A 26,475-nucleotide genomic window follows, 5' to 3' on the forward strand; every position below is an offset into this window, starting at 1 on the left:
GAATATGGGGCACTGCCCAAACATTTACATTGCCAAACCGAATATTTACAAAAATCATTGAAAGCAAGAATGCTGCTTAAGGATAATTCCATATGAATGTCATTAAAACGGCCATTGGCAGGCCAGTTACCATGGCGGTCATGGTGATATTAATTGTGTTGTTCGGACTCATCGGTCTTACCCGGCTGCCCATTCAGCTGGCCCCGGATACGGATTTACCTGAAATCGAGGTAAGAACGGTGTGGGCCGGAGCCAGCCCCACAGAGATGGAAAGTGAGGTGGTGGAACGCCAGGAAGATAAGCTTAAAAGCCTTCAGAACCTCCAGAAAATGGAAAGTTCATCTTATAATGATTACGCCACCATTACCCTTACCTTTGATCTTGAAACCGACATTGATACAGCCCTTTTCCGGGTTTCCAACAAGCTCAATGAAGTGTCTGAATATCCTGATAATGTGCTGCAGCCGGTGCTGTCCAGCTCCGGAGGATCTTCCCAACCCATCATCTGGATGCTGTTAAAGACCAAGGAAGGCCCGGACACGGAAATTTTGAAGTACAAAACTTTTTTTGAAAATGAGATCCGTCAATACCTGGAACGGATAGAGGGGGTTTCTTCTCTTTTGGTTTTCGGTGGCACCGAGGATCAGCTGGAAATTGTCATTGATCCTGAAAAAATGACCCGCCGGGGCATCACCATCAATCAGGTTATCTCCCGTCTGGTGGCAGCCAATCAGGATATCTCTGCAGGCGTTCTGGGCATTGACAGGAAAAATTATCGCATCAGAACCGTGGCTAAATTTCAAACGGCCCTGGACCCCCTGGATGTGGTGATTTACGATGATGGTATCAACCGGGTGTTTCTGCGTGATGTGGCCACCACCGCCATTGGCTATGAACCCCAGTTTGTCTCTGTTATGGAAAACGGCAGAGAGGGCATTGTTGTGGGGGTTAAAAAGCAAAAGGGCGGCAATGTCATTGACATTGTGGAGCGGGTAAAGGCCGAGGTGGATCGGCTGAATAAAGAAGTGTTGGCCCCCAGGGGTCTATATATCAACTGGGCCCATGATGAAGCCCCTTATATCCTGACCTCCATTGACAACATGAAACAAAATGTTCTCATTGGTGCCATCCTTGCCGTTGTGGTGCTGCTGATATTTCTGGGTAGCCTGCGTTCCACCCTCACCATCAGCCTTGCCATTCCCATTTCCGCCGTTGGTACCTTTATCTTTTTGTGGCTTTTGGACAGAAATTTAAATGTGGTGAGCCTTGCCGGTATCTCCTTTGCCGTGGGCATGCTGGTGGACAATGCCATTGTGGTATTGGAAAACATTGACCGCCACCGCCAGATGGGAAAAAAAATATTTGACGCCGTTTACCAGGGGGCAAGCGAAGTGTTTGGTGCGGTGGTGGCGTCCACCCTCACCACTGTGGCAGTGTTTTTGCCTGTTATTTTTATTCGTCAGGAGGCAGGGCAGCTTTTTAAGGATATTGCCATTGCCATCACCGCCTCCATTGCCTTGAGCCTTCTGGTATCAGTTACTGTGATTCCTTCATTTATGCATTTTATTTACAAAAACAGGCCGCCGGTCAAGGCCGATGCGGTTAAAAAAGGACCGGGGGCATATGTGGGGGCTTTTTTTGTGGGTATGATCATGGCGGTGTCCAATCTTTTCCAGAAAAATGTTTTCACCCGCATTGTGTGCATCCTTGTTTTTACCTCGCTGTCCATTGCTGCGGCCTGGAGTCTCATGCCCAAGGCTGAATATCTGCCCCAGGGCAACCGTAATTTTGTCATGAATATTCTGGTGCCGCCCCCGGGATATTCCGCAGAAAAACGAAGGGAAGTAGGGGAGTATCTTTTTGATCAGACCGATAAATACCGGATTCCCGGAGATCATGATCTGCCCTTGATCCGAAACATGTTCTATTTTTCATCGGATTTTCTGTCGGGGTTCGGTCTGTCCGCCACAGATGAATATGAGACCCAGGCCAGTCGGTTCATTCCCACTTTGACGGCCTTGATCAACTCTTTGCCCGGCATGTTCGGCATCAGTATACAGCCGGGGATTTTTGAAAGTGGTATCGGTAAAGGGCGCACCGTGGATTTAAACATTTCCGGTGAAGACATGAACGCCATTGTCGGCGCGGGGCGGACCTTGTTCGGGGCGGTGTCTCAAACCATCCCCGGTTCCCAGATCCGTCCGGTGCCTTCCCTTGAAATCTCCTACCCCGAAGGTCGGGTGGTGGCAGATAAAATGAAACTTGCAGCCAATGGTCTCACTGAACGGGAACTGGGTATTTATGTGGACGTACTCATGAACGGCAGAAAGGTGGATGAGTTTGGCCCGGAGGGCAAAGATCGCATTGATCTTGTGGTCCGGGGGGCAAAAGATCGTTTTAAAACCCCGGAGGATATTCTCAATGCCCCCATTGTCAGTAACATTGGAAGGCAGGTACGGGTGGGGGATGTGGCAAGCATTTCCTATGATTCGGGTATGACACAGATTGATCGGCTGGAGAAAAAAAGAAACATTCGTCTGGAGATCACCCCGCCCCTTGACATTCCCTTGCAGACGGCCATTGAAACCATCAAGGGGCTTTGTGATAATCTGCTGGCATCGGGTAAGGTGAAAAATGTCAGCCTGGATCTCGGGGGCAATGCAGACAAGCTTGAAGAGACCTTTGATGCCTTGAAGTGGAACCTTTTGCTGGCTTTGATGATCACCTACCTTCTCATGGCAGCGCTGTTTGAAAATTTTCTTTATCCGTTGATTATCATGTTCAGTGTGCCCCTGGCTGCGGCGGGGGGGCTCATGGGGCTTCGCCTGGTGAACCTGTTCATTGCGCCACAGCCTTTGGATGTATTGACCATGCTGGGCTTCATCATTCTTGTGGGAACAGTGGTGAACAACGCCATCCTCATTGTCCATCAGTCTTTAAACAATGTCCGGTATGCCAATATGCCGGGGATGACTGCCATTTCTGAGTCGGTGCGAACCCGTATCCGGCCCATTTTCATGAGTGCCTGTACCAGTATTTTTGCCCTTATGCCCCTGGTGGTTGCCACGGGATCGGGCAGTGAGCTGTACCGGGGCATCGGCAGCGTGATCCTTGGGGGCTTGGCCCTGTCAACGGTGTTTACGCTGTTTGTGATTCCGGCGCTTCTGGCGTTTTTCATCGGGCTGGAGAAAAATGTGGATGTGAACCATGCTCAATAATAGAGGTCTGGAGGAAAGAGTGGGATTAAAAACCATGAAAAAATATATTTTTATACTGTTTTGTGCACTGGTGATTTTGATTCCGTCGGGATCGGCTTTTGCCCTTGAAACCCTTGATATTTTGCAAAAAGATGCCTGTGAGAACCGTGACCTGGTTAAACGTTACCAGGCAGATCTGGATATTCTTATGGCCCGGGAAGTAAAAACCCGGGGGGCTTTTTATCCATCTTTGGACCTTGGATACACCCTGAATAAATTAAATCATGACACCGCCGCCGGTGAGGACAGTGAGAATGACACTTTTACCGGGACAATCTCATGGAATCTTTTTGCCGGTTTTAAAGATTATTATACCCTTAAGTCGGTGCAGAATCTTACCCGGGCCGGTCAATTCAAGCTCGATTTGATCCGGCAGGATATTCGTCTCAATGTGGCCATGGATTTTCTTGGCATTTATCGCTCCATGGAGAATCTTAAAGTGGCCGAGGCTGCAGTGAAGCTCTATGATGACCGGTTGCGCCAGATTGATCTAAAGGTCAAGGTGGGGGTGTTGAAAAAGACCGATTTTTTAAAGGTCAAGGTGGAGATGGACAATGCCCTTCAGACCCGGCGGCGGGTGGAAGCGGCTGTGGCGGCGGGAATCAATCGCCTGGCCTTTGAAATTGGCAGATCCGTTGACGCAGGTGAACTCGATTTTGCCATTTTCAACCATTTGCCGGAAAAAGGATCTGTTACGGAATGTCAAAAACGTCTTTTATCAAGCAGGAGCGATCTTAATGCCTTGAGGATGGCCTTTGCTGCAGCTGAAATGAACGTTTCTGCATCCAGGGCATCCCTTTATCCCCGGGCCGATCTTTCCCTTGGTTACAGCTCCCACACCCGGGACGGTTTTTTTCCTGAGAATTTTGAAAATTCCGATGATGAGGTGCGTTGCCAGGCGGTGATCTCCATGAATCTTTTTGACGGCATGCAAAAATATGCCGTTACCCGTCAGGCAAGGCTTGAGCAGCAGAAGATTCGGTTTGATATCCGGGAGCTTGAAGAGACCTTGAAAACAGAGCTTGAAAATGTTCTGCTTGATATGGATGTGGCCTTTGATAATTTGATTGTGGCAAAGGCCGGAACCGTTGAAGCAAAAGAAAATTTAAGGATTACGGATCTTGCCTTTGGCCAGGGCATCGGCACTTCCACCGACGTTCTGGATGCGATTTTCGGTATTTCCCGGGCACGGTTTAATCTGGTCACCGCCTACACCGAGGTATTTGAGACCCATTTCAGGCTTCGACGTCTTTTGGAAGATTTTTAACCCCGGCGCGGTTGAGCAAGCTGCAAGCCGGGAATGAAAAATATTGGATTTTCAATGGAAGGCAAAAAAAAAGCACTTGCAAATAAAAGTTATTTGCAAGTGCTTTTTTGGTCGGGGCGAGAGGATTCGAACCTCCGACATCTTGCTCCCAAAGCAAGCGCGCTACCAGGCTGCGCTACGCCCCGCCAAACACAAGACGACAAACTATCATTGTCTTTGGATTAATGCAAGTTTAAAATTGCCTTTCCCGAAAAAAAACCTTGGTGCAATTATCTTGACACCAACCCATTTAAAGATTAACTTATTACATTTTATTTGGCGTATGAAGATTCTTTGCATTTTGCTTTTGCCGGGCAGTTGAGCCCATGGAAATGTACTGAAAAAACAATAGAAATTTATTCATAGCGTTTTGCAGATGTGCAGAATCATATCTGTAATTTAATGATTTAGGGTCGCAGAAAGGAAACAAATGCAGGTAAGTATAGAAGATAAAAGCACTGTCAAAAAAGTGATTCACATTGAGATTTCAGAAAAACAGGTCTCCAAAGAACTCAATGATGCCTACAAAGAATTGAAAAAAACGGTGGACATTAAAGGGTTTAGAAAGGGAAAAGCGCCCCGCAAGGTTCTGGAAGCAAGATTCAGCAAAGATGTTCATGCTGATATCACCCCCCGTTTGATTCAAAATGCCTTTGTGGATGTGGTGGAAGAGCATAAGCTTGATCTGGCAGGTGCCCCCCGCATAGAGCCCCCGGAACTGGTGCCCGGACAGGCATATGCCTTTGATGCCGAGGTGGAAGTGCGACCTGAGATCGAGGACGTGGATTTCAAGGGCCTGGATCTTAAGAAAACCATGTATGAGGTATCTGAAGATGAAATAGACAGTCAGATTCAGATGGTTAGAAAAAGTCTGGCCACCAAGGAAACCGTCACCGAAGAGCGACCGGTTGCCAAGGATGATTTTGTGCTCATTGATTACCAGGGGTTTGTGGATGGACAGCCCTTTGACAAAACTCCCCTGGTGGAAAATTATGTCATGGCCATTGGCGGCACTGTGATGCATGAAGAGTTTTCCGCAAAACTCACCGGTGCCCTTCCCGGTCAGAAACTTGAAATTGAGATTGCCTATGGTGAAGATGCTACAGATAAAGAGCTTGCCGGCCACACCATTACATATAAAGTTGAGTTAAAGGAAATCCAGGAAGAAGTCTTACCTCCGGAGGATGATACCCTGGCTGAAAAGCTTGGGGAATTTGAAAATCTCGAAGCTGTTAAGGCGGTTATCCGGGATAACCTGGAGCAGGGCTATGCTCAGCGCATTAAACATGAACTCAGCGAACAGGTGTTTTCCGCCCTTTTGGAAAAAAATGAATTTGAAGTACCTGATGTGCTTGTGGATGCAGAGCTTGAGGGCATTGTAAAAGAAGCCAAGGATGCCTATACCCAGAACAATGTTAACCTGGAAGATGTCGGCCTTGGTGAGGATTTCCTCAGAACCCAGTATCGGCACGTTGCGGAAAAACAGGCCAAAAGACATCTGCTGCTTGCTAAAATCATTGAGCAGGAGAGCCTGGAGCTCACAGAAGAAGAGCTGGAAAAAGGCTTTGAAGAGATGGCTGTGGGTATGAAAGCCACCGCAGATGCTGTGAAAAATTTCTTTAACATGCAAAAAGATCAACTGCAATATTTCAAACATAACCTGCTTGAAAAAAAGGCAGCTGATATTATTATAGAAAGTGGAAACATCACAGAAATAACCCCCGAGGAAGCCCAGGCTGCCCAGGATGCAGAAGCTGCCAAAGCAGTGGAAGCTGCGGCTGCAGCCCAGGAAGCAGTGGGTGAAGATGCCGCAGGTGAAGATACAGAAGCCGTAACCGAAACCCCGGCAGATGACACCACGGCATAATATTTGTGATGGATGTTTCCATGATGCCAATCAGTAAAGATACAAGGAGAGAAAAGTGCCTTTAGTTCCAATGGTAGTTGAGCAGAGTAACAGGGGAGAGCGTGCCTATGATATCTACTCAAGACTTCTGAAAGACCGGATTATTTTTCTTGGCTCTGCCATCAATGATGAGATTGCCAATCTTATTGTGGCACAGCTTCTGTTTCTGGAGTCGGAAGATCCTGAAAAAGATATCAATTTTTATGTCAATTCCCCCGGGGGCGTTGTCACTGCCGGTATGGCCATATATGATACCATGCAGTATATCAAGCCCGACGTGGTGACGGTGTGTATTGGTCAGGCTGCCAGCATGGGGGCACTCCTCCTTGCTGCCGGGGCTGACGGCAAACGCTATTCTCTTCCCAATTCAAGGATTATGATCCATCAGCCCCTGGGAGGTGCCCAGGGGCAGGCGTCGGATATTCAGATCCAGGCCAACGAGATCCTTCGGATGAAAGATTCTCTCAACGAAATCCTGGCCAGACATACCGGCCAGTCCCTTGAAAAAGTTGCAGTGGACACGGATCGCGATTTTTTCATGTCCGGTGAGGAAGCAAAGGCCTATGGCCTTGTGGACCATGTGGTGCAGAACAGATCGGATGTGGAAAAGGAAGGCGCGCCAAAGGAGAAGTAATATGGCCAAAAAAGAAGATGGCAGTGATAAACTGCATTGTTCCTTCTGTGGGAAACATCAAAAAGAAGTGAAAAAGCTCATTGCAGGTCCAGGTGTTTATATCTGTGATGAGTGCGTGGAGTTGTGCGAAGAGATCATTGAAGATGACGGCAGTGAAGTGGAGGCCCCGGAAAAGAAAACCGCTACAAAGCGGTTGCCGCCCCGGGAGATCAAGGAGCTGCTGGATACCTATGTGATTGAGCAGGACCGGGCCAAAAAAGTGTTGTCTGTGGCGGTTTACAACCATTACAAGCGCCTTGATGCCGAGGATAAACGGGATGATGTGGAGATTCAAAAAAGCAATATTCTGCTCATTGGACCCACAGGGTGCGGGAAAACTCTTTTGGCCCAGACCCTGGCCCGTTTTCTGGACGTGCCCTTTGCCCTTGCCGATGCCACAGCCCTCACCGAAGCAGGGTATGTGGGGGAGGATGTGGAAAATATTGTTCTCTCCCTGGTCCAGAATGCCGACTATGATATTGAAAAGGCCCAGCGGGGCATTATCTACATTGATGAGGTGGATAAAATTTCCCAGCGGGGTGATAATCCCTCCATCACCCGGGATGTTTCCGGTGAAGGGGTGCAGCAGGCCCTTTTAAAGATCATTGAAGGCACCACGGCAAGCATTCCTCCCAAGGGAGGGCGCAAGCATCCCCAGCAGGATTTTGTAAAGGTGGATACCTCCAATATTTTATTCATTTGCGGGGGAACCTTCACAGGGCTTGAAAAGGTGGTACAAAGAAGAATCAGCACAAAATCCATGGGATTCGGTTCTGAATTAACCCACAAAAAAGAACGACCCGTGGGGGAACTGCTGGAGCAGCTCAAACCTGAAGATCTCATTAAATTCGGTTTAATTCCTGAATTTCTTGGAAGACTTCCCATTGTCACCTCCCTTGGAGAACTCAATGAGTCTTCATTGATCAAGATCCTCCAGGAACCCAAAAATGCCCTGGTAAAACAGTACAAGCGTATGCTGGAGCTTGACGGGGTTGACCTTCAGTTCACCGACGAGGCCCTGGTGGCCATGGCAAAGGAAGCTGTGGGACGAAAGGCCGGTGCCAGGGGGCTTCGGGCCATTATGGAAGAGACCATGATGGACATTATGTATGAATTGCCCTCTGTTAAAAACGTAAAGGAGTGTATTGTGGGGGAAGAGGTGGTGTTGCAGCATGAAAAACCCATCCTCTTGTTTGAACAGACCCAGAAAAAAGCATAACCACAGGGAATTAAAATACGAATGATCAATATCACCAAATTGTTTAATCCCGACGGTTCCGAGGCCGATCCCAGCGAGTTGCCCATGGTGCCTTTACGGGATCTGGTTCTCTTTCCCCACATGATCTCCCCGGTTTTTGTGGGAAGAGAGCCCTCCATCAAGGCGCTGTCTGAAGCCATGGCCAATGACAAGATGATTTTTCTGGTCACCCAGCAGGATGCTGAAACCCTGAAACCCAAGATGAATGATATTTATCCGGTGGGAACCCAGGCAAAGATCAATCAGCTTTTGCGTCTTCCCGATGGAACCGTAAAAGTGCTTGTGGAGGGACAGTGCCGGGGGAAAATTTCCCGGCTGCGGGAAATGGACGGATATGTCACGGCCCAGTTTTTACCTGTGACCGATATTCCCATGGACCCCTCTTTGACCAAGGCATCGGTGCGCACCTTAATGGAAGCCTTTGAGAACTATGCCAAAATATCAGGTACCATTGGCAAAAGTTTTTTAAAAACCCTTTCCGAGGTGAGTAAAGATCCCGGTGCCCTGGTGGATACCATGGCGGCCCATATTCCGCTGAAGGTGGCGGATAAGCAAATGCTTCTGGATACCCCAAAACTTGAAGAACGCTTTGTTCTGCTGTTAAAGATGATTGAAGAGGAAAGTGAAGTGGTGACCATGTCCGAGAAAATCAAGGGCAGGGTCAAAGAGCAGATGGAGGCTCTCCAGAAAAAGCATTACCTCAATGAGCAGATGCGGGCCATCCAGAAAGAGATGGGGGATGAAGGGGCTGCCCCCCAGGAATATCAAGATCTTGAGCGGGATATCAAGAAAAAACGCCTGCCCAAAGAGGCGGCGTCTGTGGTGCGCAGGGAGTTTGAAAAACTCAAGCTCATGTCTCCCATGTCTTCGGAAGCCACAGTGGTGAGAAACTATATTGAATGGATAACTTCCCTGCCGTGGTATCGAAAAAGCCGGGTAAAGACGGATCTTGTCCAGGCGGAAGAGATTCTCAATCAGGACCATTACGGACTTGAAAAACCCAAGGAACGGATTCTTGAATTTCTGGCCGTCCAGATGTTGGTTAAGAAAATCCGGGGACCCATTCTTTGTCTGGTGGGGCCGCCGGGGGTGGGGAAAACCTCCTTGGCCCGTTCTGTGGCCCGGGCCATGGGACGCTCTTTTGCCAGAATTTCTTTGGGCGGAGTCCGGGACGAGGCCGAAATAAGGGGACACCGACGTACCTATATCGGTGCCATGCCGGGGAAAATTATTCAGACATTGAAAAAAACCGGTTACAGCAATCCGGTGTTTTGTCTGGATGAGGTGGATAAGATGAGTACGGATTTCAGGGGAGATCCCTCCTCTGCGCTCCTGGAAGTACTGGACCCGGAACAAAATCCCACATTTAATGATCATTACCTGGATGTGGATTATGATCTGTCCGATATTCTTTTTATCACAACGGCCAACACCCTCCATGATATTCCCGCTCCGTTGCAGGATCGCATGGAAGTGATTCGTATCTCCGGATACACCGAGTATGAAAAGGAAAAAATTGCCCATGGTTTTCTCATACCCAAGCAGTTGAAACTCAACGGCCTGGATGCAGAACGGGTGAATTTTTCCCACAATGCCGTGTTGAGCATCATCAAGGAGTACACCCGGGAAGCCGGGGTGAGAAACCTTGAGCGGGAAATTTCATCGGTGCTGAGAAAGATTGCCAGGCACATTGTCCAGACCGGTGATGATAAACTGAAAAACATTTCTGCCAGAACCGTTGCCAAACATCTGGGGCAACCGCGTTTCCGCAATGGGGTGCTTGAGAAAAAAGACGGCATCGGCATTGTCACCGGGCTTGCCTGGACCCAGGCCGGGGGGCAGCTTTTAACCATTGAAACTGTTACCATGCCGGGTAAAGGCAATGTAAAGGTCACGGGAAAACTGGGCGAGGTGATGCAGGAGTCTGCATCGGCTGCGGTGAGTTATGTCAGATCCCGGAGCCTTTCTCTGGATATTCCGGAGGATTTTTATAAAACCCTGGATATCCATATCCATGTGCCTGAAGGGGCCATTCCCAAGGATGGGCCGTCGGCCGGTATTGCCATTTGCACAGCTGTGGTTTCCGTGCTGTCCGGGATGGCTGTGGACAGAAAGACCGCCATGACCGGAGAAATTACCCTTAGGGGACGTGTTTTGCCCGTGGGGGGCCTTAAAGAGAAGCTTCTGGCGGCCCATGCCAGTGGTATCAAGCGGGTGATTATTTCCCATGAAAATGAAAAGGATATCTCTGAACTTCCCCCTTCCATCAGAAAACAGCTGGACATTGTCCTGGTGGAAGAGATGGATGAGGTCCTTTCTTTGGCCCTGGTGGAAAAAAAATAAAAGAGATGCTTTTTTTTGCTTGACACCCGGAGCGATTAAATATATATATTGTCTCGTTTTTGAGGGGGCGAATAACTCAGTTGGTAGAGTGCAACCCTTACAAGGTTGAAGTCACAGGTTCGAGCCCTGTTTCGCCCACCACCTCCAAAACGATCACTTAATGCGGGGGCGTAGTTCAGTTTGGTTAGAACGCCTGCCTGTCACGCAGGAGGTCGCCGGTTCGAGTCCGGTCGCTCCCGCCATTAAAAAGATCAAAAAAGGGGATGTCAACGTTATCGTTGACATCCCCTTTTTTGTTTGAAAACCCAGGTCCGGGTACTCTATATTTTCTGCTCCATTGCCATGAAACAGGGAATGCAAAGATATTGTCCACCATACCGTCGTATCCTCGATTCCATGGTCATTTCTCCACAGGTTTCACATTGGATACTTTCCAGGATCCGTGCCGGTCGTACCGGTGGTGTGGATACCTCTTTAACGCTGAATAACTCATCCAGATCGGCATTCATGATGCGTGTGATGGCCTCTTTTCGAAGTGTTTGACACTGTTCCTCTTCTTCCGGGGTGGCCGTGCCTGCGGTCACTTTACCCATGAGTTTTCCAAGGATTTCCCGGCCGGGGTCATTGCTTCGGAAGTTATCCAGAAAAAGGGCACGGAAGCCCTTTTCTGCTTCTCTGTCAAAAAAGGTAAATCCTGATTTTCCATAATCTTTGTGCACCAGGTTGCCCTTGCCATAGCTGCACCCGGTGAGGAACTGGATAGCATCCAGGGCGCACATGTCTGTTTCAGCCACGCACACCGGCTTTTGGGCTTTATCTATCTGGAGGCGTTGAATGGCAAGTTCGGAAAGTCGAATACCAATGGCCAGACCCGGGCAGGTGTGGCCGTGGAAGGCAATGGTTTTCTCAATGATTTCCTTGTCAATGGTACATCCCATATTTTATCTCCTTCAGGTTTATGGGTTCAGGTATAAGGTCCGGTAAAAAATTAATAGATTTTTTTGTTGGTTGTGGGTCATGATTACCCCACAGCAGTTATCAATCCCACAACAGCGCCGGTCATGCAGGTGGCAATGGTACCGGCAAGGACGGCACGCAATCCCAGGGATGCAATCTCGCTTCTGCGGTCCGGTGCCATGGTGCCCATGCCGCCGATCATGATGCCAAGACTGCCGGGATTGGCAAATCCACACATGGCATAGGTGAGGATCAGACGGCTGTTTTGGCCCAATGCGTCCTTGGGAAGATTGCCAAGATCCATGTAAGCCAGGAACTCATTTAAAATGGTTTTGGTCCCCATCAATGAACCTGCGGTGTGGGCCTCGTGCCATGGGATTCCCATGAGCCAGGCCACCGGAGACATGATCCATCCCAGAAGGCGTTTCAGGGTAAAGCTTTCCCCCTGGAAATGGGGAAGAAGTCCCAGGAGCAGGTCCACAATGTACACAAGGGCCACCAGCACCACCAGCATGGCAACAATGTTGATAAAAAGCTCCACCCCCTGCATGGTACCCTGGGTGACGGCATCCATGGAACTTGTGGCGGTTTCCGGGGGGGTGGCATCCCCTGAAGTGACGGGGCGGGTTTCCGGAATCATTGTTTTGGCAACGGTGATGGCCGCAGGGGCGCTGATGATGGAGGCCACCAGAATATGGCCCAGCACATCGGGGATGGTGTCTTTGAGCAAGGTGGCATAAAGCACCATGACGGTTCCGGCAATGGTGGCCATGCCCGTGGTCATGAGAGAGAAAAGCTCACTTCTGGTGAGATCGGGAAAATAGGGGCGGATAAAAAGGGGCGACTCCACCATGCCCACAAAAATATTGGCAGATACTCCCACCCCTTCAGCCCCCCCCAGCCCAAAGGTTTTTTTTAAGACCCAGGAAAAACTTTTCACCAGGGCGGGCAGAATTTTCCAGTAAAAAAGAAGGGATGAAATGGCGCTCATGAGAATTAAAAGGGGCAGGGCCTGGAATGCCAGGATATAGGATGCTCCGGGGAAGGATTCTGAAAAGGGCAGCGTTCCCCCGCCAAGGTAGCCAAACACCATGGATGTTCCGGCTTTACATGCTTCAACCAGGCCAAGCACGGCACTGTTCAGAACAATGAAAATTTGTCGGAAAAAAGGCAGCTTCAGCAGTAGCACTGCCAGCAGGAATTGAATAAAAAGCCCGGTGAATACGGTTTTTAATTTTACCGCCCTTGGGTTTTCACTCACGGCCCAGGAGACGGCAACAAATATTATCAGTCCGGCAATGCATTGAAATGCCATGGTCTGCTCCTTTTTTGTTCTTTTTTGGCTATGCTTCATTTTCCAGTTTACATTTTTTAAAAAGAGATCCCCATTTCTTGGGACAACCTGACCAAAAAGTGTAAACTATTTTTGAAGTTGTATGAAAGACGCCCTTTTTTTTATCATTGGTTTGACTTTTTGAATGGAAATAACAATGAGATAACTAAGGCCTGCAATGATAATAATTGAAGGGCCGGATGAGAGTCCCCGGAAAAAACCCAGGGCAAGCCCTGTGGTGTTAAATGACATGCAAAAGAAGATGGACAGCAGCATCATTTTCCACATGCGGGTGGTGAATTTACCGGCCACTGCAGCCGGTAGCGTCAGGAGAGCAATGACCATGACAATGCCCACAATTCTCACCAGCAATACAATGGTGAGTGCAATGAGACATAAAAGAAATATGTAGTATACGTGGGCATGGATACCCCTTAATGTGGCAAATTCATCATCAAAACACACCGCAAGAAGCCGGTTGTAAAAAAGGAGGGTGGCGGTAACGATGAAAGCGTCCAGAATCAGCACCAGGACGATGTCCCGGCTGGAAATAAGCAGGATATCTCCAAAAAGAAAGCTTGAAATTTCAAAATATCCCGGGGTAAGATCAATAAATATCAGTCCTGCGGCCATGCCCACGGACCAGATGGCACCAATGACGGTATCTTCCCTTTCCTTTGCATACAAAGAGACCAGCCCCGTGATAATGGCAGCAGCCAGGGCCGATGCCACAGCTCCCATCATGGGGGTGAGCCAGGTAAGGCCAAAGGTTCTGTTCAGGTACAGGGCCGCCCCAATGCCCCCAAAGGCGCAGTGAGAGATGGCTCCGGCAAGGTAGCTGATGCGTTTGGTCACCACATAGGTGCCGATGATGCCAAAGGAAATGCTGGCCAGGATTCCCACAATCAGGGCATTTCTTAAAAATTGAAAATCAGGCTGGGTCAATATCTGGATAAGATCAGTCATGCATGTGCCCCATTTCACAGCAGCGGTGGTCATGGCGTATCATTTTAAGATCTCCTCCGTAAATGTCTTTTATCATGGTGCCGTCAATGGTGGTGGTGGGATGGATCACCACCTGGCGATTGACGCAGATAACACTTTTCACCACCTGGGAGGTGAATCCAAGGTCATGGGATACCAGAAGTATGGTCATTCTGTGGTTCAGACGTTGCAAAATGTTGAACAGATCTTTTTCTGATTCCTGGTCAATGTTGGAGGTGGGTTCATCCAGCAGCAGCAGTTCAGGTTCGCTGCAAAGGGCCCGGGCAATCAGTACCCGTTGCTTTTGACCACCGGACAGGGCATTGAAATGGGTTTCCTTAAAGGTGTCCATCTTCACCTCTTCCAGGGCCGTTGCTGCGGCATCCCTGTCCCGGGAGCTGTAACGTCCCCATTTGCATCTGGCCAGTCTTCCCATGAGGGCCACATCCATGACAGTGACGGGGAACTGCATATCCAGATGGGAGTATTGGGGCATGTAACCTATTTTAACCCGGCTTTTTGCCGGGGAAGTGCCAAAAATTTTGATGGTACCGGAACTGGGGGGTAATAGCCCCAGGAGCAATTTTAACAGGGTGGTCTTGCCCCCGCCGTTGGGGCCCACAATGGTGGCAAAATCCCCTTGGGGAACGGTGAGGTTGACATCCTTCAACACATTCCTGGCCTGGTAGGCAAAACTCATGTTTTTTATTTCAACAACTTGTGGCGTTTCCACAATATTAATAAATTCCTTTAATATTAAATCAAGAGCAGATAAATATTTGTTCAGGTTTTATTTAAAACCGGGACGCAGGCTTTTTACCAGCTCACCATTTTTAGCACATATGAAAAATAATTGAAATTGAATATGCCGGGTTGATCTTAAAGGGCCTTAAGGAATTGCGGGCTTGGTCATAAGGGAGTCAGCAATTTTTAATTTACCATTTAATACTCGATGGTTGTTATTTTTCGTGAATGAGACCCCGAATAAACGGTAAATTAAAAATTGCTGACTCCCTAAGGTCGGCTATTTTATGAAGGATTTTAATGATGAAAATTAAATTTGATTATTACGGTGACTTGCGGCGAGCAAGTTTTTGTCTCCCGTATGGTGGCCAGCTTATGATCCCCAAAAAAATTCATCAGCCATAAGTCTTTTAATTTGTGATACACATAGTCTGTTTTTTTGAAACTGAATGCACTGAATGAGAACTTCGAACTCATGAATAAAGAAAAAAATATCCCAGGGTGGTATAAATGGCAAAAAAGAGAAAACGTGGTAATCTCATAAAAAAAATGAAACAAAAATTCATGGGCTTGCCTTTTGAAGATTTGATGGAAAAAGCGGACAACTTTCTTGCCTCCGGCAAGCCGAGGGATGCCATTAAGGTCTATAAAATAGCAATTAAAGCATCAAAATCATCGGAGCAGTTGAAAGTTGTTCATAACAACCTATTTATGGCGTATCTGGAGAGGGTAAAGGAACTCACCGAAAAAAATATGCTTGTTGAGGCAAAGGCCCTTGAAAAACAATCTTTGACTTATTTACCCGCCCCGGAGCTCATGAATCGGACTGGTATGATTGCATTTTTGGAAATGAGTGATATCCGGGAAATTTTTGAATATGTTGTGAAATACCTTAAGTGCCAAGGAGATGATCGTATTGTGTCTGCCATGATTGCCGATGCAATTCTACTCAACAATGCATGGCATTTTCTGGAAAAAACAGATGATGCCGGGGGGCTCTCCCGGGATGCATCCATTGTCAAATCGTCTGTTCCTCTTATGGATAAAGGGCATTGGGAAAAGGCGGCGCAGTCTATGAAGACCTTGCCACGGACATCTCCATTTGCCCATATTCGCATGTTTTGCCGGGCAATGGCTTTATTTGCCGCCGGGGATGACAAGAAAATGATAAAGGCCATTTCTTTTATTCCCGGGCAGTCTGTTTTTCGAAAGATTGCAGACACCCTTGAAACAACGGTTCAATGTGTTGAGGAAAAGCGTATGATCCAGGGAGATCAAAGCCTTGTCGGCTGTTTGTGGGAGGGGCCGTTAACTGTCTGGGAAACGGCGGATGAAATTATCAAGCAGCTTGAGAAAAAGAAGTTTGATAAGAAAACAAAACAGTTGATCCGGGATTTTTCAACCGCTGTTTTGCCGGATAATCCAGAGTATGCCCGGCAATATATCCTGGAAACCCTGTGGCAGCAAAATATTTCCGATGAAAGAAAGTTCATTGCACTTGAGAAGTCATTATTGCCTGAAAAAGCTGATCTGATAAGTGCAAAGCGAGGGATCGTATTTCCCGAAAACGCTCTTTTAAATACTGTGAAATATCTTGATTGTTTAAAAAAGTCCGGCGTTGATGCCCATCTTCTTGCATTGACGGAATCCCTTATTATTTTTTCTCTTTGTGATTATATTCAGGGGGGATCAGAATCGGCTGTTTTGAATGAGGCTTCTGAGAAAGTGACAAAAAGATTTGGTATCTCTTCCAATGATGATTTTGATTTGAGGTTCATGCAGTTTGTTGCTCACGGTATTAAATGTGATCCCAAAAACCGACCTCTTTATGAATTATCGGCCAACCTGAAGAGCCATTCAAGGAAATTAAAAAATCTTAAAGAACAATTGCTTCTTTCCATGTGTGAGGTGTATCCGGAAGATCCTTATCCCTGCATTGAACTGGCTTCTTTATATCATTCCAAGAATGCTTTTAGAAAGGCTGAAAACATTCTTAAAAAAGCCATGGAGATTGCCCCCTATGACAGCCGGGTGCAGGATCAGCATCTCATATCACTCATTATATCCGCAGATAAAGGCGTTAATAAAAGTAATTTTCACCTTGTCTGGAAAGATTTTGAAAAGGCTCAAAAACTTGATACCGGTAATAATGTTATCCTTTTGCGGGAAAAAGAATTGTTCTATAAAATTTGTGAAAAGCCTGAAATTCCCGAAAAAATCATTCGCATGCACCTGGATGAACTCTCAAGTGTGGAGCGCCTTAAAATTATCTCCATGCTGAGAATGGATGCTGAAAATAAACCCAAGCAGGGCAGGGCAAAGATACTGCGTAAAGTGCAATCTCTTCTTGAAAAAGAACTTAAACATATCTCCACATTGTCCTCAATGGAGATAATTCAGATCCTGAAGCCCTTTCCCCGGGAGTGGAAATATGTTTTTAAAAGCTTGCGTGTGGATAGCCTTTTTTTTGAATCCATGGATCACATATTGAAATATCTGGATGATAATGATTTGATTAAGCTTACCGATCAAATTCTTATCCCTGATAATTTTGAATTTTTTCAAGAAGCGTTTTATATGCGAACTCAGGAGGGGCGCTTTGAGGATGGTTTGATTTTATTTTACTCCCTTGTGCTGGACGGTCTTGTGGAGGATGATTGGGATATTGACGCTTTTATTGATCTTTTGGATGATGTCGACGCTGAGACAAGAAAAAAGATTCATGAGGCAGGCAACAGACTTTCCAGATATACCCACGGGCCCTACAAACATGCTCTTCAGACCCTTAATTTCGGCTTTTTGGATGATATGTTTTCTGGACCCTGGCTTGATGATGATGATGATGATGATGATTTTATGGATGATGATTTTAATCCTTTTGATCTTTTGGGCGGTGGTATGCCGGAGCCGGATGATCCCATGGTAAGGTCTGCCATGCTGGACATGGCAAAAAGTCTTAAAAAAAGAGATCCTGACGCTTTTAATAATATGTTTGAAGAGATCCGGACCGGGATAGAGGGATTTCTTGATGAGAACGAAATTCGGGGGCTTCCCAAATTTCTACTTAAAAATTTTAGACCGGTTCTTGAAGAAGCGGGCATGTTCGATATCCCTCTTCTCTTGCTTAAAACTTTCTTTTTAAAAGAGGCTAAGGAACAGTTTTCAAGGGAAGCTAAAATTATATTTCTGGATTAATTATTTTACTCAACTTTCGGTGTTCGCATTTCGTGGTGGGGTCAGGCTTTCGTTATTGACATTATCGAGGCTTTTTTCGTTGGCAAAGGCCTTGGTCGATAACATCAATAACAAAAGCCTGCCCCCGTCGGCACACTGACCCCATCGGGGGGGCGGCTCTGCTGAGGTTGCCCTGGAGGCTGCCTCTTCATATAACCGCCACGGACGGACCGTGTTCTGATCCCGTTCCGCCCACAACAAAGCTTGAAATACACCCCTGATTTGCGGAGTATTTCATATAAAAAAAGAAAAATATTTTAACATCAGGAAAAAATATGCTGAAATCTTATCTTGTTCTTGGTCTGTCCCTGGATGCTACGGATCAGGAAATCAGAAAAAAATATTTACAGCTTGTAAAAGCGTACAGTCCGGAAAAAACACCTGAAACATTTAAAGAAATAACAACGGCCTATGAATCCATTAAAGATCAAAGATCCCGGGCAGAAACGGAATTGTTTTCCGCTTTGAAAAATATGGAGACATCGGAGACCCTTAAAAGCCTTGCCGCATATATTAAGGTGAAACGACGGAATCCCGGGCTTCAGGAACTTTTAAACGCCATAAATTAATTGGATTGTTTCATGTCCGGCATGTCTTTAAAGATGAAATGATGCCCCCGAGGGGCAATGGGCGGCCCGGAACCGTAGACGGCTCGATTGGCCGGTTTCTATTGCCCCTTGGGGGGGCTCTGCTGAGGTAAACACTGATCAAAAGATCTAAACTATTTTTCAATTTGTATGAAGGATGTCAAAAAATCATGGATAACATATGAAATCACCAGATAAAAATACCCTTTGCACAGCAACTGAGAGCCGCAGCCTGCTTCAAACAATAACGGCTCCTTTTATAAAAATGAAGCAAAACCTTTCCGGTTTTTTTAAAAAAGAATCCCGGACATCCCTGCCATCCACCGGTGAGCAGGTAGCCAAGGAAGAAGGCGTTGATGCAGAATTATGGAAAACCCGGGCCCTTGAGGATTTTAAATCCTGGCTTTCGGATATGCCGTCTGAAACACCCCCTTCTTTGTCGGTCACACCGGATACCTGTGATTTATACACCTTGCTTTCTGAATTCACGACTTTGAAGCAAGAAATAAAGATGCAAAACAGAGAGCAGCACCGGACGTTAAAAGCCATGACCCGGATTCAAGCCATGACCGATGAGTATCAGGAGATCATGGGCCGGTTTAATGACAAGACAAAACAAATTGCCACCCTGGAAGAAGGTATTCGAAAAGAAACTGAAAAAAGAACGGCCATCTCTTTTCTGGATGTGCGGGACAGTCTGGTTCGTGGCAAAAAGACCTGTGTGGCAGCTGCCGGTGCAAAAGGTTTTTTCCGGAGGGTCCCAAGGGAGCTGGCCAATATCCCCAAGGGCTATGAAATGGCCATCAGAAAATTTGATGCTTCCCTTGCTCTGTTGGATATTTATCCCCTGGAAACCGATGGGGTTGCCTTTGATCCCATGACCATGAAGGCCCTGGAGAAAAAGGCGGTAAATGGTATGAGTAAAGGAACTGTTGTGGAAACCGTATCCGGAGGATTTCGGCAGGGAGATGAGATTTTAAGATATGCCCAGGTTATTGTAGCAGATTGAGGGCGTATGCCCGACGATTATGACCCACATGTTCTGGCGGACACAGCGAATATTAAAATATGGTATCATGCCGCCCCCCCCGACGGGCAATGGTCCCGGCCCGGAACTGTAGACAGCTCAATTGGCCTGTTCCTATTGCCCGTCGGGGGTGGCTCTGCCGGGGTAAACTTGGAGGCTGCCTTTAGACCTTAGGAAGTCAGCAGTTTTCAATTTACCGTTTATCCAATATGCCACCTATAAAATATGGCAGTCTGAGTTTTGTAAATGGTAAATCAATAAGGTCTGACTCCCTTATTCTGACCCGGTTCTGCCCACAACAAAGATAAAAATACATGGCTGTGAACACCGACCACAACGAACAATGAAAAAGTAGTTGCTGTGAGCACCCAGAACCTAATACCCGGTACCCAGCACCCGCTTTTTCATATAACTGCCATGGGCAGACCTTATTCTGAACTCGGTCTGGCCATAATGAAGATTGAAATACATCCCTGATTTGCGGAGTATTTCATATAAAAGAAAATATAAGGATATTATAGATGGAACCTATTATAGGAATAGACCTTGGGACAACAAATTCTGAAGTGGGATTTATTGTGGACGGTAAAACCGAAATTCTCAAGGAAAAGGACAACGGAATTGTGCCGTCCTGTGTGGGCCTTACGGAATCAGGAACCGTTATTGTGGGCATTGCAGCCAGAAATCAGGCAACATTGTATCCTGAAAAAACAGTGCTTTCCATCAAACGCCTTATGGGCTCCAATGAACAGGTTCTTCTGGGAGAAAACCACTATACTCCCCAGGAGATTTCTGCTTTTATTTTAAAGGAACTCAAGGAGAGAGCCCAGAGAGTAACAGGAAAAACTGTTTCAAAAGCCGTCATCACCACCCCTGCCTATTTCACGGATATTCAGCGACAGGCAACAAGGGAAGCCGGTGAGATTGCAGGGCTCACCGTTGTCCGCATACTCAATGAACCCACGGCAGCAGCACTTGCCTATGAATCCTCCGATGCCATGGCCCGGACCATAATGGTGTATGACCTTGGGGGGGGAACCTTTGATGTCTCCATTGTGAGAATTGAAGACGGGGTGGTGGAGGTGCTTTCATCCACTGGAGATAATCATCTGGGAGGGGATGATTTTGACCATGAGATTGAAAAAAAACTTCTGGCACATCTTAAACAGGAGTGTGACGTTGATTTGACAGAGGATTTAATTGCCAGGGCAAGGCTTAAGCGTGCCGCTGAAAAAGCAAAAATTGAACTTTCCAGCGCCCCCTATGCTGCCATTGAAGAGGATCACATCGCCAAATCCGGAAAAAAAGATGTGCACCTTTCCTATGAATTGTCCCGTATGGAATTTGAAGATGCCATTGATGGATATCTTCAAAAGACCATGGAGAGTGTGAACAAAGCATTAAAAGATGCCGATATCTTACCTTCGGCCCTGGAAAAGATCATCCTTGTGGGAGGTTCCACAAGGATTCCAAAGCTTTCAGTAATGCTGGAAGAAACCTTTGGCATTCTGCCCAACCAGGAAATTGATCCTGATCTGTGTGTTGCCATGGGAGCTGCCATACAGGCCGGTCGGGAAATGGGATTGGATTCTTCCAGCGTGCTACTTGATGTCACCCCATACACCTTTGGCACTGCGGCCTTAGGGGAGCTTGACGGAATGGTTTCTGAAAATGTTTTTGTACCGCTGATTCGTAGAAATTCTAAGCTTCCCGCCATTAAAAGCGAGGTGTTCTGGACCGTGATCCCAGACCAGGTAATGGCTAAGGTTGAAGTTTACCAGGGGGAAAATTCCAATACCCTGGATAATGTACTCATCGGTACTTATAATCTTGATTTAAGCCCCAGACAGCCCCCCAACAGCCCGGTGGTTGTTAAATATGAACTGGATCTGAACGGTATCCTTAAAGTCACAGCCATTGAGAAAAATACGGGCAAGAGAATTACCGGTGTTATTGAAAATGCCTTTTCTCAGATTTCCCATGACGGTGTCTCCATGTCAAAAAGTAAAATTGATGATGTGTGGGCATCCGACGCAATAATAGACGTCTCCCATGATGAGGGTGATTCACACAGGGACGATGGTGCAGAATCGGAACCTGAAGGCGGTGAATTTCAAGCTTTGATCGCCAATGCCCGGGAACTCCTGGAAGATGCTGCATCGGAGGATAGTGAGGAAATTATTAATTTGATTGAAGATATCAATAATAACCTTAAAGAGGGAAATCTGGATGCCGCCCGGGAGTCGGCAGAAGCCCTTGAAGATATCCTTTTTTATCTTGAGTAATATTTTTGAGAAGTAAAAGGAAATATCATGGAAAAATGTCCGGTGTGCAGGGCTGCTGTGACCCATCAGACAACATGTCGCAGGTGCAAGACAGATCTTTCCACTTTATTAAAGATGGAGTCAGATGCCTTGATTTACAGGGATCAGGCCATGGAGGCCTTTAAAGAAGAAAATTTTATGCAGATGTTTGAATTTGCAAAACGTTCTGCAGCCCTTGTGGGCAGCCCTGAAGCCAGGAAGTTGCTTGCCTTTGCTGCTGTTCTGGTAAAGAGATATACCCTTGCCTGCAAGCTTTTTTGAAATGATCACCGGTCTCTGCTTATAATCGTCACGAGCAGAGCATGTTAACCGAGGGGCAATGGTCCCGGCCCGGAACTGTAGACAGCTCAATTGGCCGATTTCTATTGCCCCTCGGGGGGGCTCTGCTGAGGATGCTCGGAAATTTTATTTTCTAATAAAAAAAACAAAAAGGGGACAAACCACTTTGGCCTGTCCCCTTTAATATTCAATGGTGGGCGATACTGGGATTGAACCAGTGACTTCTACCGTGTGAATCTGATAAGCCCATGTTTTTATGGTATTTATACTCTCTTGCTACTGCTCGTGATCCTTTGTTTGCGGTACTTTCCAGCCTTTTTATTCATTTCTGTTTTTCCCTGTTTTTTTCTGTACCGGTCACTAAATGGTCACAATTTGTGATGCGTTGCGTCAGCTGAAATTATCAATATCGGGAAACCCCGTATTGTCAGGAAACCCCATAGCTGTGTATGGACAACAATCAATTGAAGGTTTGGAATTGATTAGTTGTGAAGCCGAATGTAGCCAAGTGGAGCTGGGGCCAATTTTTTTTACCAAAAACCATAAAATACAGATCATTCCGTACACTCTTTCAAGGGCGCGTTTTTCAAGGGATAGTTTTTCAAAATATGGAAGATTTAAGACCGGTAAAGGGTTATTTGATGACTGGTTCCAAATTCTTGTGTGATGTGCACATCTATTGCGAAGAATGTTTATTTCATGGAGCCAGTTTTCCAAAATCATTTTATTATTTATCCCAAGGCGAGAGCATATCCGCCCTTGATATTTGCCTTTGAGCATTGAATAATACTTTGAGAGAGTACCAAAGTCCCAGCTTTCCACAGCGACCCAAAAGGGGATAGCCTTCTTTTTTATTTTATGCCATTTAATACAATCTTCTTTGCTTCTATTAATTGCAATTTGTTGTTTAGCGTGCCATTCCTTCCAAAGGTTTCTTTCTTTTTTTGTTTTCTTATCAGTCCATGTTTTTAATTTTCTGGGATTTATGAATGAATCATTCATGTATGCGAGGGGATCATGATATCCGACCTCATGGGCAATCACAGACCTTATATGAATTTCGACTCGTTCAATGGCATCCAACATTAACAGACGAAGTCTTTTATCAAACAGGTATAATTGAACTATTTTATTGAAATCTGTACCAGGTTGAAAACTATCCTTCCGAATTGGTTGCTTTGTTCCAGGATGGAGTATACCAACACCCGAAACGTCTTTTTTAACTTCTCTGCATGGAAACCAAAATCCACTTAAGCGATAGTATCCAATTTGAGATAATTTTCTTTCAGCACGTTCTCTGTCTGGTATGATCAGGCCTCTACTTTCAAGTAGAGCAACCAACTGTGAATAATTTTGGTGGGGCTTCGGAGGAGATAACATATGTTCTTTCAATTGAAAAAGGCCCTAAAAACAAGAAGGCCCAAACGTAATATCGAACAAAGCCAATATCAGAGGTTTGGGCACGATTACTGATAAGTTTACAATAAATTGCCATTTTGTCAAGTCAGAAATTACACAATAGATAACGGCATCATGGCCTTGTGAAAAATTTTTCACCTGTGCGAGTCCGTTCTGGGCAAGGCACATAATAAAAAGAACCAAACTAATTTAAAAAAAACTTGACTATAATAAAATGTCAATGGTCACGAAAAATTGAGCCATTTACGGTCATCAAAAATGAGCCACACCGATTCATTTTAAAAATCTCCTTTGTTTTTTTCTGTTGAGGGGGGATAATATTTGAACCCAGCTTCAATCAACATATATTCCAGCACTATTCCAACTTCACCTCGTCTTTTGAGTTCATCAAGCATCCATTTTTGTATTCGGGCATTGACATGAACTCGTTTTAGGTGTGCTGGTAGTTTAGGCTTTGGTTTTCCCCTGTATCCTCCACGTTTTTCTACCATATGCATACCGCCTTCCGGCAAGATGGTAGTTGGAGAAGACTGGTATTCTGGAACTTTAGATAATTGTGCCACGCTTTACAAAAAAACAGGGCCATTTTCGAGATAATTTTTTCCCTTTCCTTGACACTGTCCATATTCATGGCTTTTTACCTTTAAGTCTGTAACTGTTACCTTTAATATTAATGACGGCGCTGTGGTGAAGCAATCGGTCAAGGATGGCCGTCACTATGATCGGGTCATGGAACAGCTCCGTCCAGTCTCCGAATGCCTTATTTGAGGTAACAATGGTACTACTCTTCTCGTAACGATTGGCAATAAAACGAAAGAATAAATTGCATTCTTCCCTGGTGATGGGCGTGTAACCTACTTCATCAACAACCACCAAGGATGATTTGTAGTATCCACGGCCTTTACCCGGTTTCCCGGCTTCGTGATCCTTTCGTAGCTTGATAATCAGATCTTCCATGTTGGTAAAATAAATACTCATGCCGGATTGGCATGCCTTCAACGCAAGAGATACCCCAAGGTGTGTCTTCCCAACACCGGGGGGACCAAGAAAAATTACATTGCCTTTTTCACGGATAAAGCTCAGGTCAAAAAGTCCCATGATTTTTTGTTTATCCAGGCCGGGTTGGAAGGAGAAATCAAAGTCATCAATGCTTTTGATATACGGCAGCCCAGATATCTTCAATGCGGTTTCGATCCGGCGCTGCTCCTTTGCCGCCACTTCCTCTTCAAGCAGTTCATCCAGAAAGGACAGATAGCTTTTTCCCTGTTCCTCGGCTGTTTTGGCAAGGCTGCCTAAAATTTCATAGATCCGGGAAAGCTTGAGCCGGTTAAGATTGGATTCAATGCGATCCATTACAAGGGTATCACTCATACAGGCACCTCCTGCATTATCTCTTCATAGGCCGATATGGGACGAACCTCAACATCCATGTCATATTTGGGTTTCTGGGGGCTGATTGTCTGTTTCGCCCGGCCCTTACTCTTTTTACCATGGTGATATTTACGCCGATTCATTTCCATGTCTTTTTTCAGATCCTCGTAGAATCCCTTCTTCTGGATCAAATTCCCTTTTGTTGATGGGATGTCATAGGTGACTACCAGCCAACTGTTTTGGAAAATGCGTAGCTGACCACCTTTCAGGCGAAGTATGACTTGTTCTCCCACCAGGGTGTGGGGTACGACATAACGGTTCCCTTTAAAATGAACAGTGCAGTCTTTATAGACCTGCCGATAAATACGATATGAGGTGTCAAACGGCTGGGGAGGCAGTACATTTAAATGTGGCTGCTCCCGTTTAAACCGGATGCTGACTTTCTCATGGGTGGTGCCATGTATCCGTTCATCTTTTTTTATAACCCAAGACCAAAGGTCCTTGTTGGCCCTCACCAGGTTTACAAAGCCGTATCCCCGCCAGAACCCTTCTCGAATGAAGGTATAAGGCCGTTCAACCTTCCCCTTAACCCAAGCGGCATAAGCAGGGGCCACCTTAGGAGAAAATCCGTAATGGATGGCAAAGCCTACCAGGGTTGAGTTAAATTTGTCCTTGCCGGCCAACTTGGCGATATACACATTCTTCATGCGATCATAGAGTATTTGATCCGGTACACCGGCAAAATATTCAAAGGCATGTATATGGCAGTCAAGAAAGCTTGGCATGTCGCATTTTTCGATCAATTCGGTATAGATCTTCCGGGAATATCCCAAAATCATTGAAAATAGGTACAGCTTTTTTACACTACCGTCGGGAAACTCAACCTGAAATTCTCCGAAATCCACCTGGGCCTGATGGCCGGGTTCGGTTTCAAATCGCATGTACGCAATTTTTTGTTTTTGTTTTTTGAGTTTACCGACCTTTCGTTTCACAGTTTCATAACTGCCGCTATATCCCTGATTGACAAGGCGGTCATAAATCCAGGTGGCGGTGTAATACTCGTCTTCCTCAAGCCAGGCTTTGATGGTGTTGAGATAAGGATCAAGAATACTCGTACGATGATATCATTTTGGATTTTTCAAACAGCCTTCCGGGGATTCAAGGTACTTTTTGACGGTGTTACGGCTTATGCCCAGACGTCGGGCTATGGCCCGCTGGGTCAAGCCGGACCTGTGCAGATCCAGTATATCCAAAATGGTCTCCTTTTTTTCATAAACACTCCACTGTTATCCCGGATAAAATTACTAATATAAGCATTTACCCGGGAAATTGAACAGGGGGGAGTTAACCTGCGGTCCCCTCTGTTCAATTCCCTAGTCCTAAAACAAGCGTGTTCATTAAAGTTCGATCGCGGACAGCTTCGATATTCTTAAAAGGATACCTTTGTAGCATAATTGAAAAAAACAAGAAAAA

General features: G+C 46.2%; 20 protein-coding genes and 3 tRNA genes. 13 read left to right on the plus strand and 10 right to left on the minus strand.

Annotated features, from left to right (window positions below):
* The first annotated feature begins 92 nt into the window (after window positions 1-92).
* The gene (locus B9A32_RS17555) at window positions 93-3,218 is read left to right on the plus strand and encodes an efflux RND transporter permease subunit (RefSeq protein ID WP_084071265.1); all 3,126 of its coding nucleotides are present in this window, start codon (window positions 93-95) and stop codon (window positions 3,216-3,218) included.
* Window positions 3,208-4,524, plus strand: a complete 1,317-nt coding sequence (locus B9A32_RS17560; RefSeq protein ID WP_084071266.1) for a TolC family protein — start codon at window positions 3,208-3,210, stop codon at window positions 4,522-4,524. Before B9A32_RS17555 ends, B9A32_RS17560 begins: the two co-directional genes overlap by 11 nt.
* Before the next feature lie 108 nt (window positions 4,525-4,632).
* Here the strand turns inward: B9A32_RS17560 and B9A32_RS17565 are convergent.
* Window positions 4,633-4,709, minus strand: a tRNA-Pro gene (locus tag B9A32_RS17565).
* Window positions 4,710-4,993: 284 nt separating this feature from the next.
* On the opposite strand from B9A32_RS17565, the gene tig reads away from it, so the two are divergent.
* From tig to B9A32_RS17595, 6 genes are all read left to right on the plus strand, one after another.
* Window positions 4,994-6,430: a trigger factor gene (gene tig / locus B9A32_RS17570; RefSeq protein WP_084071267.1), complete on the plus strand. Its 1,437-nt coding sequence runs from the start codon at window positions 4,994-4,996 to the stop codon at window positions 6,428-6,430.
* A gap of 55 nt (window positions 6,431-6,485) precedes the next feature.
* Window positions 6,486-7,103, plus strand: a complete 618-nt coding sequence (gene clpP / locus B9A32_RS17575) for an ATP-dependent Clp endopeptidase proteolytic subunit ClpP (RefSeq protein WP_084071268.1) — start codon at window positions 6,486-6,488, stop codon at window positions 7,101-7,103.
* A gap of 1 nt (window position 7,104) precedes the next feature.
* A complete protein-coding gene (clpX, locus tag B9A32_RS17580) occupies window positions 7,105-8,361 on the plus strand; it encodes an ATP-dependent Clp protease ATP-binding subunit ClpX (RefSeq protein ID WP_084071269.1) in 1,257 nt (418 codons plus the stop codon).
* Between the two features lie 21 nt (window positions 8,362-8,382).
* Window positions 8,383-10,743 carry an endopeptidase La gene (lon, locus tag B9A32_RS17585; protein ID WP_084071270.1) on the plus strand — a complete coding sequence of 787 codons (2,361 nt, stop codon included), beginning with the start codon at window positions 8,383-8,385 and terminating at the stop codon, window positions 10,741-10,743.
* A gap of 65 nt (window positions 10,744-10,808) precedes the next feature.
* A tRNA-Val gene (locus B9A32_RS17590) sits at window positions 10,809-10,884 on the plus strand.
* A gap of 23 nt (window positions 10,885-10,907) precedes the next feature.
* Window positions 10,908-10,985 (plus strand) — tRNA-Asp (locus B9A32_RS17595).
* 78 nt (window positions 10,986-11,063) lie between these two features.
* Here B9A32_RS17595 and B9A32_RS17600 read toward each other — a convergent pair.
* The 4 genes from B9A32_RS17600 to B9A32_RS17615 all read right to left on the minus strand — a co-directional run bounded on the left by B9A32_RS17600 (window position 11,064) and on the right by B9A32_RS17615 (window position 14,750).
* On the minus strand, window positions 11,064-11,681 hold the full coding sequence (locus B9A32_RS17600) for an FmdE family protein (RefSeq protein ID WP_084071271.1): 618 nt from the start codon (window positions 11,679-11,681) through the stop codon (window positions 11,064-11,066).
* 83 nt (window positions 11,682-11,764) lie between these two features.
* Window positions 11,765-13,015 carry a NupC/NupG family nucleoside CNT transporter gene (locus B9A32_RS17605; RefSeq protein ID WP_084071272.1) on the minus strand — a complete coding sequence of 417 codons (1,251 nt, stop codon included), beginning with the start codon at window positions 13,013-13,015 and terminating at the stop codon, window positions 11,765-11,767.
* A 105-nt stretch (window positions 13,016-13,120) separates the two neighbouring features.
* Window positions 13,121-13,999 (minus strand): metal ABC transporter permease, encoded by an 879-nt coding sequence (locus tag B9A32_RS17610; protein WP_084071273.1) that lies wholly within the window; start codon window positions 13,997-13,999, stop codon window positions 13,121-13,123.
* Complete coding sequence (locus B9A32_RS17615; RefSeq protein ID WP_232367218.1) at window positions 13,992-14,750, minus strand: metal ABC transporter ATP-binding protein; 759 nt, start codon at window positions 14,748-14,750, stop codon at window positions 13,992-13,994. Before B9A32_RS17615 ends, B9A32_RS17610 begins: the two co-directional genes overlap by 8 nt.
* Window positions 14,751-15,310: 560 nt before the next feature.
* On the opposite strand from B9A32_RS17615, the gene B9A32_RS17620 reads away from it, so the two are divergent.
* The 5 genes from B9A32_RS17620 (at window position 15,311) to B9A32_RS17645 (ending at window position 22,194) form a co-directional block, all read left to right on the plus strand.
* Window positions 15,311-17,956, plus strand: coding sequence for a hypothetical protein (locus B9A32_RS17620; protein ID WP_212637994.1), 2,646 nt, complete (start codon window positions 15,311-15,313; stop codon window positions 17,954-17,956).
* Window positions 17,957-18,270: 314 nt separating this feature from the next.
* A complete protein-coding gene (locus B9A32_RS17625; protein ID WP_084071275.1) occupies window positions 18,271-18,564 on the plus strand; it encodes a J domain-containing protein in 294 nt (97 codons plus the stop codon).
* A 199-nt stretch (window positions 18,565-18,763) separates the two neighbouring features.
* On the plus strand, window positions 18,764-19,591 hold the full coding sequence (locus B9A32_RS17630; protein ID WP_084071276.1) for a nucleotide exchange factor GrpE: 828 nt from the start codon (window positions 18,764-18,766) through the stop codon (window positions 19,589-19,591).
* A gap of 539 nt (window positions 19,592-20,130) precedes the next feature.
* On the plus strand, window positions 20,131-21,894 hold the full coding sequence (locus B9A32_RS17640; RefSeq protein WP_084071278.1) for an Hsp70 family protein: 1,764 nt from the start codon (window positions 20,131-20,133) through the stop codon (window positions 21,892-21,894).
* A gap of 27 nt (window positions 21,895-21,921) precedes the next feature.
* A complete protein-coding gene (locus B9A32_RS17645) occupies window positions 21,922-22,194 on the plus strand; it encodes a hypothetical protein (RefSeq protein ID WP_084071279.1) in 273 nt (90 codons plus the stop codon).
* Between the two features lie 408 nt (window positions 22,195-22,602).
* Here B9A32_RS17645 and B9A32_RS17650 read toward each other — a convergent pair whose 3' ends face one another.
* The 5 genes from B9A32_RS17650 to B9A32_RS17670 form a co-directional block, all read right to left on the minus strand.
* On the minus strand, window positions 22,603-23,604 hold the full coding sequence (locus tag B9A32_RS17650; protein ID WP_212637995.1) for an Abi family protein: 1,002 nt from the start codon (window positions 23,602-23,604) through the stop codon (window positions 22,603-22,605).
* A 305-nt stretch (window positions 23,605-23,909) separates the two neighbouring features.
* Complete coding sequence (locus tag B9A32_RS17655) at window positions 23,910-24,194, minus strand: hypothetical protein (protein ID WP_232367219.1); 285 nt, start codon at window positions 24,192-24,194, stop codon at window positions 23,910-23,912.
* A 64-nt stretch (window positions 24,195-24,258) separates the two neighbouring features.
* Window positions 24,259-25,002 (minus strand): IS21-like element helper ATPase IstB, encoded by a 744-nt coding sequence (gene istB, locus B9A32_RS17660; protein WP_084071282.1) that lies wholly within the window; start codon window positions 25,000-25,002, stop codon window positions 24,259-24,261.
* On the minus strand, window positions 24,999-26,111 hold the full coding sequence (gene istA, locus B9A32_RS17665; RefSeq protein ID WP_139795878.1) for an IS21 family transposase: 1,113 nt from the start codon (window positions 26,109-26,111) through the stop codon (window positions 24,999-25,001). Before istA ends, istB begins: the two co-directional genes overlap by 4 nt.
* Window positions 26,112-26,126: 15 nt before the next feature.
* A complete protein-coding gene (locus B9A32_RS17670; protein WP_084071284.1) occupies window positions 26,127-26,255 on the minus strand; it encodes a helix-turn-helix domain-containing protein in 129 nt (42 codons plus the stop codon).
* Between the last annotated feature and the right edge of the window lie 220 nt (window positions 26,256-26,475).

Source organism: Desulfocicer vacuolatum DSM 3385 (assembly GCF_900176365.1).
GTDB lineage: Bacteria > Desulfobacterota > Desulfobacteria > Desulfobacterales > Desulfobacteraceae > Desulfocicer > Desulfocicer vacuolatum.

Bases quoted from the DNA above. Each gene is read 5' to 3' on its own strand.
- B9A32_RS17555 (WP_084071265.1), top strand. From the start codon at position 93: ATGAATGTCATTAAAACGGCCATTGGCAGGCCAGTTACCATGGCGGTC.
- B9A32_RS17560 (WP_084071266.1), top strand. From the start codon at position 3,208: ATGCTCAATAATAGAGGTCTGGAGGAAAGAGTGGGATTAAAAACCATG.
- tig (WP_084071267.1), top strand. From the start codon at position 4,994: ATGCAGGTAAGTATAGAAGATAAAAGCACTGTCAAAAAAGTGATTCAC.
- clpX (WP_084071269.1), top strand. From the start codon at position 7,105: ATGGCCAAAAAAGAAGATGGCAGTGATAAACTGCATTGTTCCTTCTGT.
- lon (WP_084071270.1), top strand. From the start codon at position 8,383: ATGATCAATATCACCAAATTGTTTAATCCCGACGGTTCCGAGGCCGAT.
- B9A32_RS17600 (WP_084071271.1), bottom strand. From the start codon at position 11,681: ATGGGATGTACCATTGACAAGGAAATCATTGAGAAAACCATTGCCTTC.
- B9A32_RS17605 (WP_084071272.1), bottom strand. From the start codon at position 13,015: ATGGCATTTCAATGCATTGCCGGACTGATAATATTTGTTGCCGTCTCC.
- B9A32_RS17610 (WP_084071273.1), bottom strand. From the start codon at position 13,999: ATGACTGATCTTATCCAGATATTGACCCAGCCTGATTTTCAATTTTTA.
- B9A32_RS17620 (WP_212637994.1), top strand. From the start codon at position 15,311: ATGAAACAAAAATTCATGGGCTTGCCTTTTGAAGATTTGATGGAAAAA.
- B9A32_RS17625 (WP_084071275.1), top strand. From the start codon at position 18,271: ATGCTGAAATCTTATCTTGTTCTTGGTCTGTCCCTGGATGCTACGGAT.
- B9A32_RS17630 (WP_084071276.1), top strand. From the start codon at position 18,764: ATGAAATCACCAGATAAAAATACCCTTTGCACAGCAACTGAGAGCCGC.
- B9A32_RS17640 (WP_084071278.1), top strand. From the start codon at position 20,131: ATGGAACCTATTATAGGAATAGACCTTGGGACAACAAATTCTGAAGTG.
- B9A32_RS17645 (WP_084071279.1), top strand. From the start codon at position 21,922: ATGGAAAAATGTCCGGTGTGCAGGGCTGCTGTGACCCATCAGACAACA.
- istB (WP_084071282.1), bottom strand. From the start codon at position 25,002: ATGAGTGATACCCTTGTAATGGATCGCATTGAATCCAATCTTAACCGG.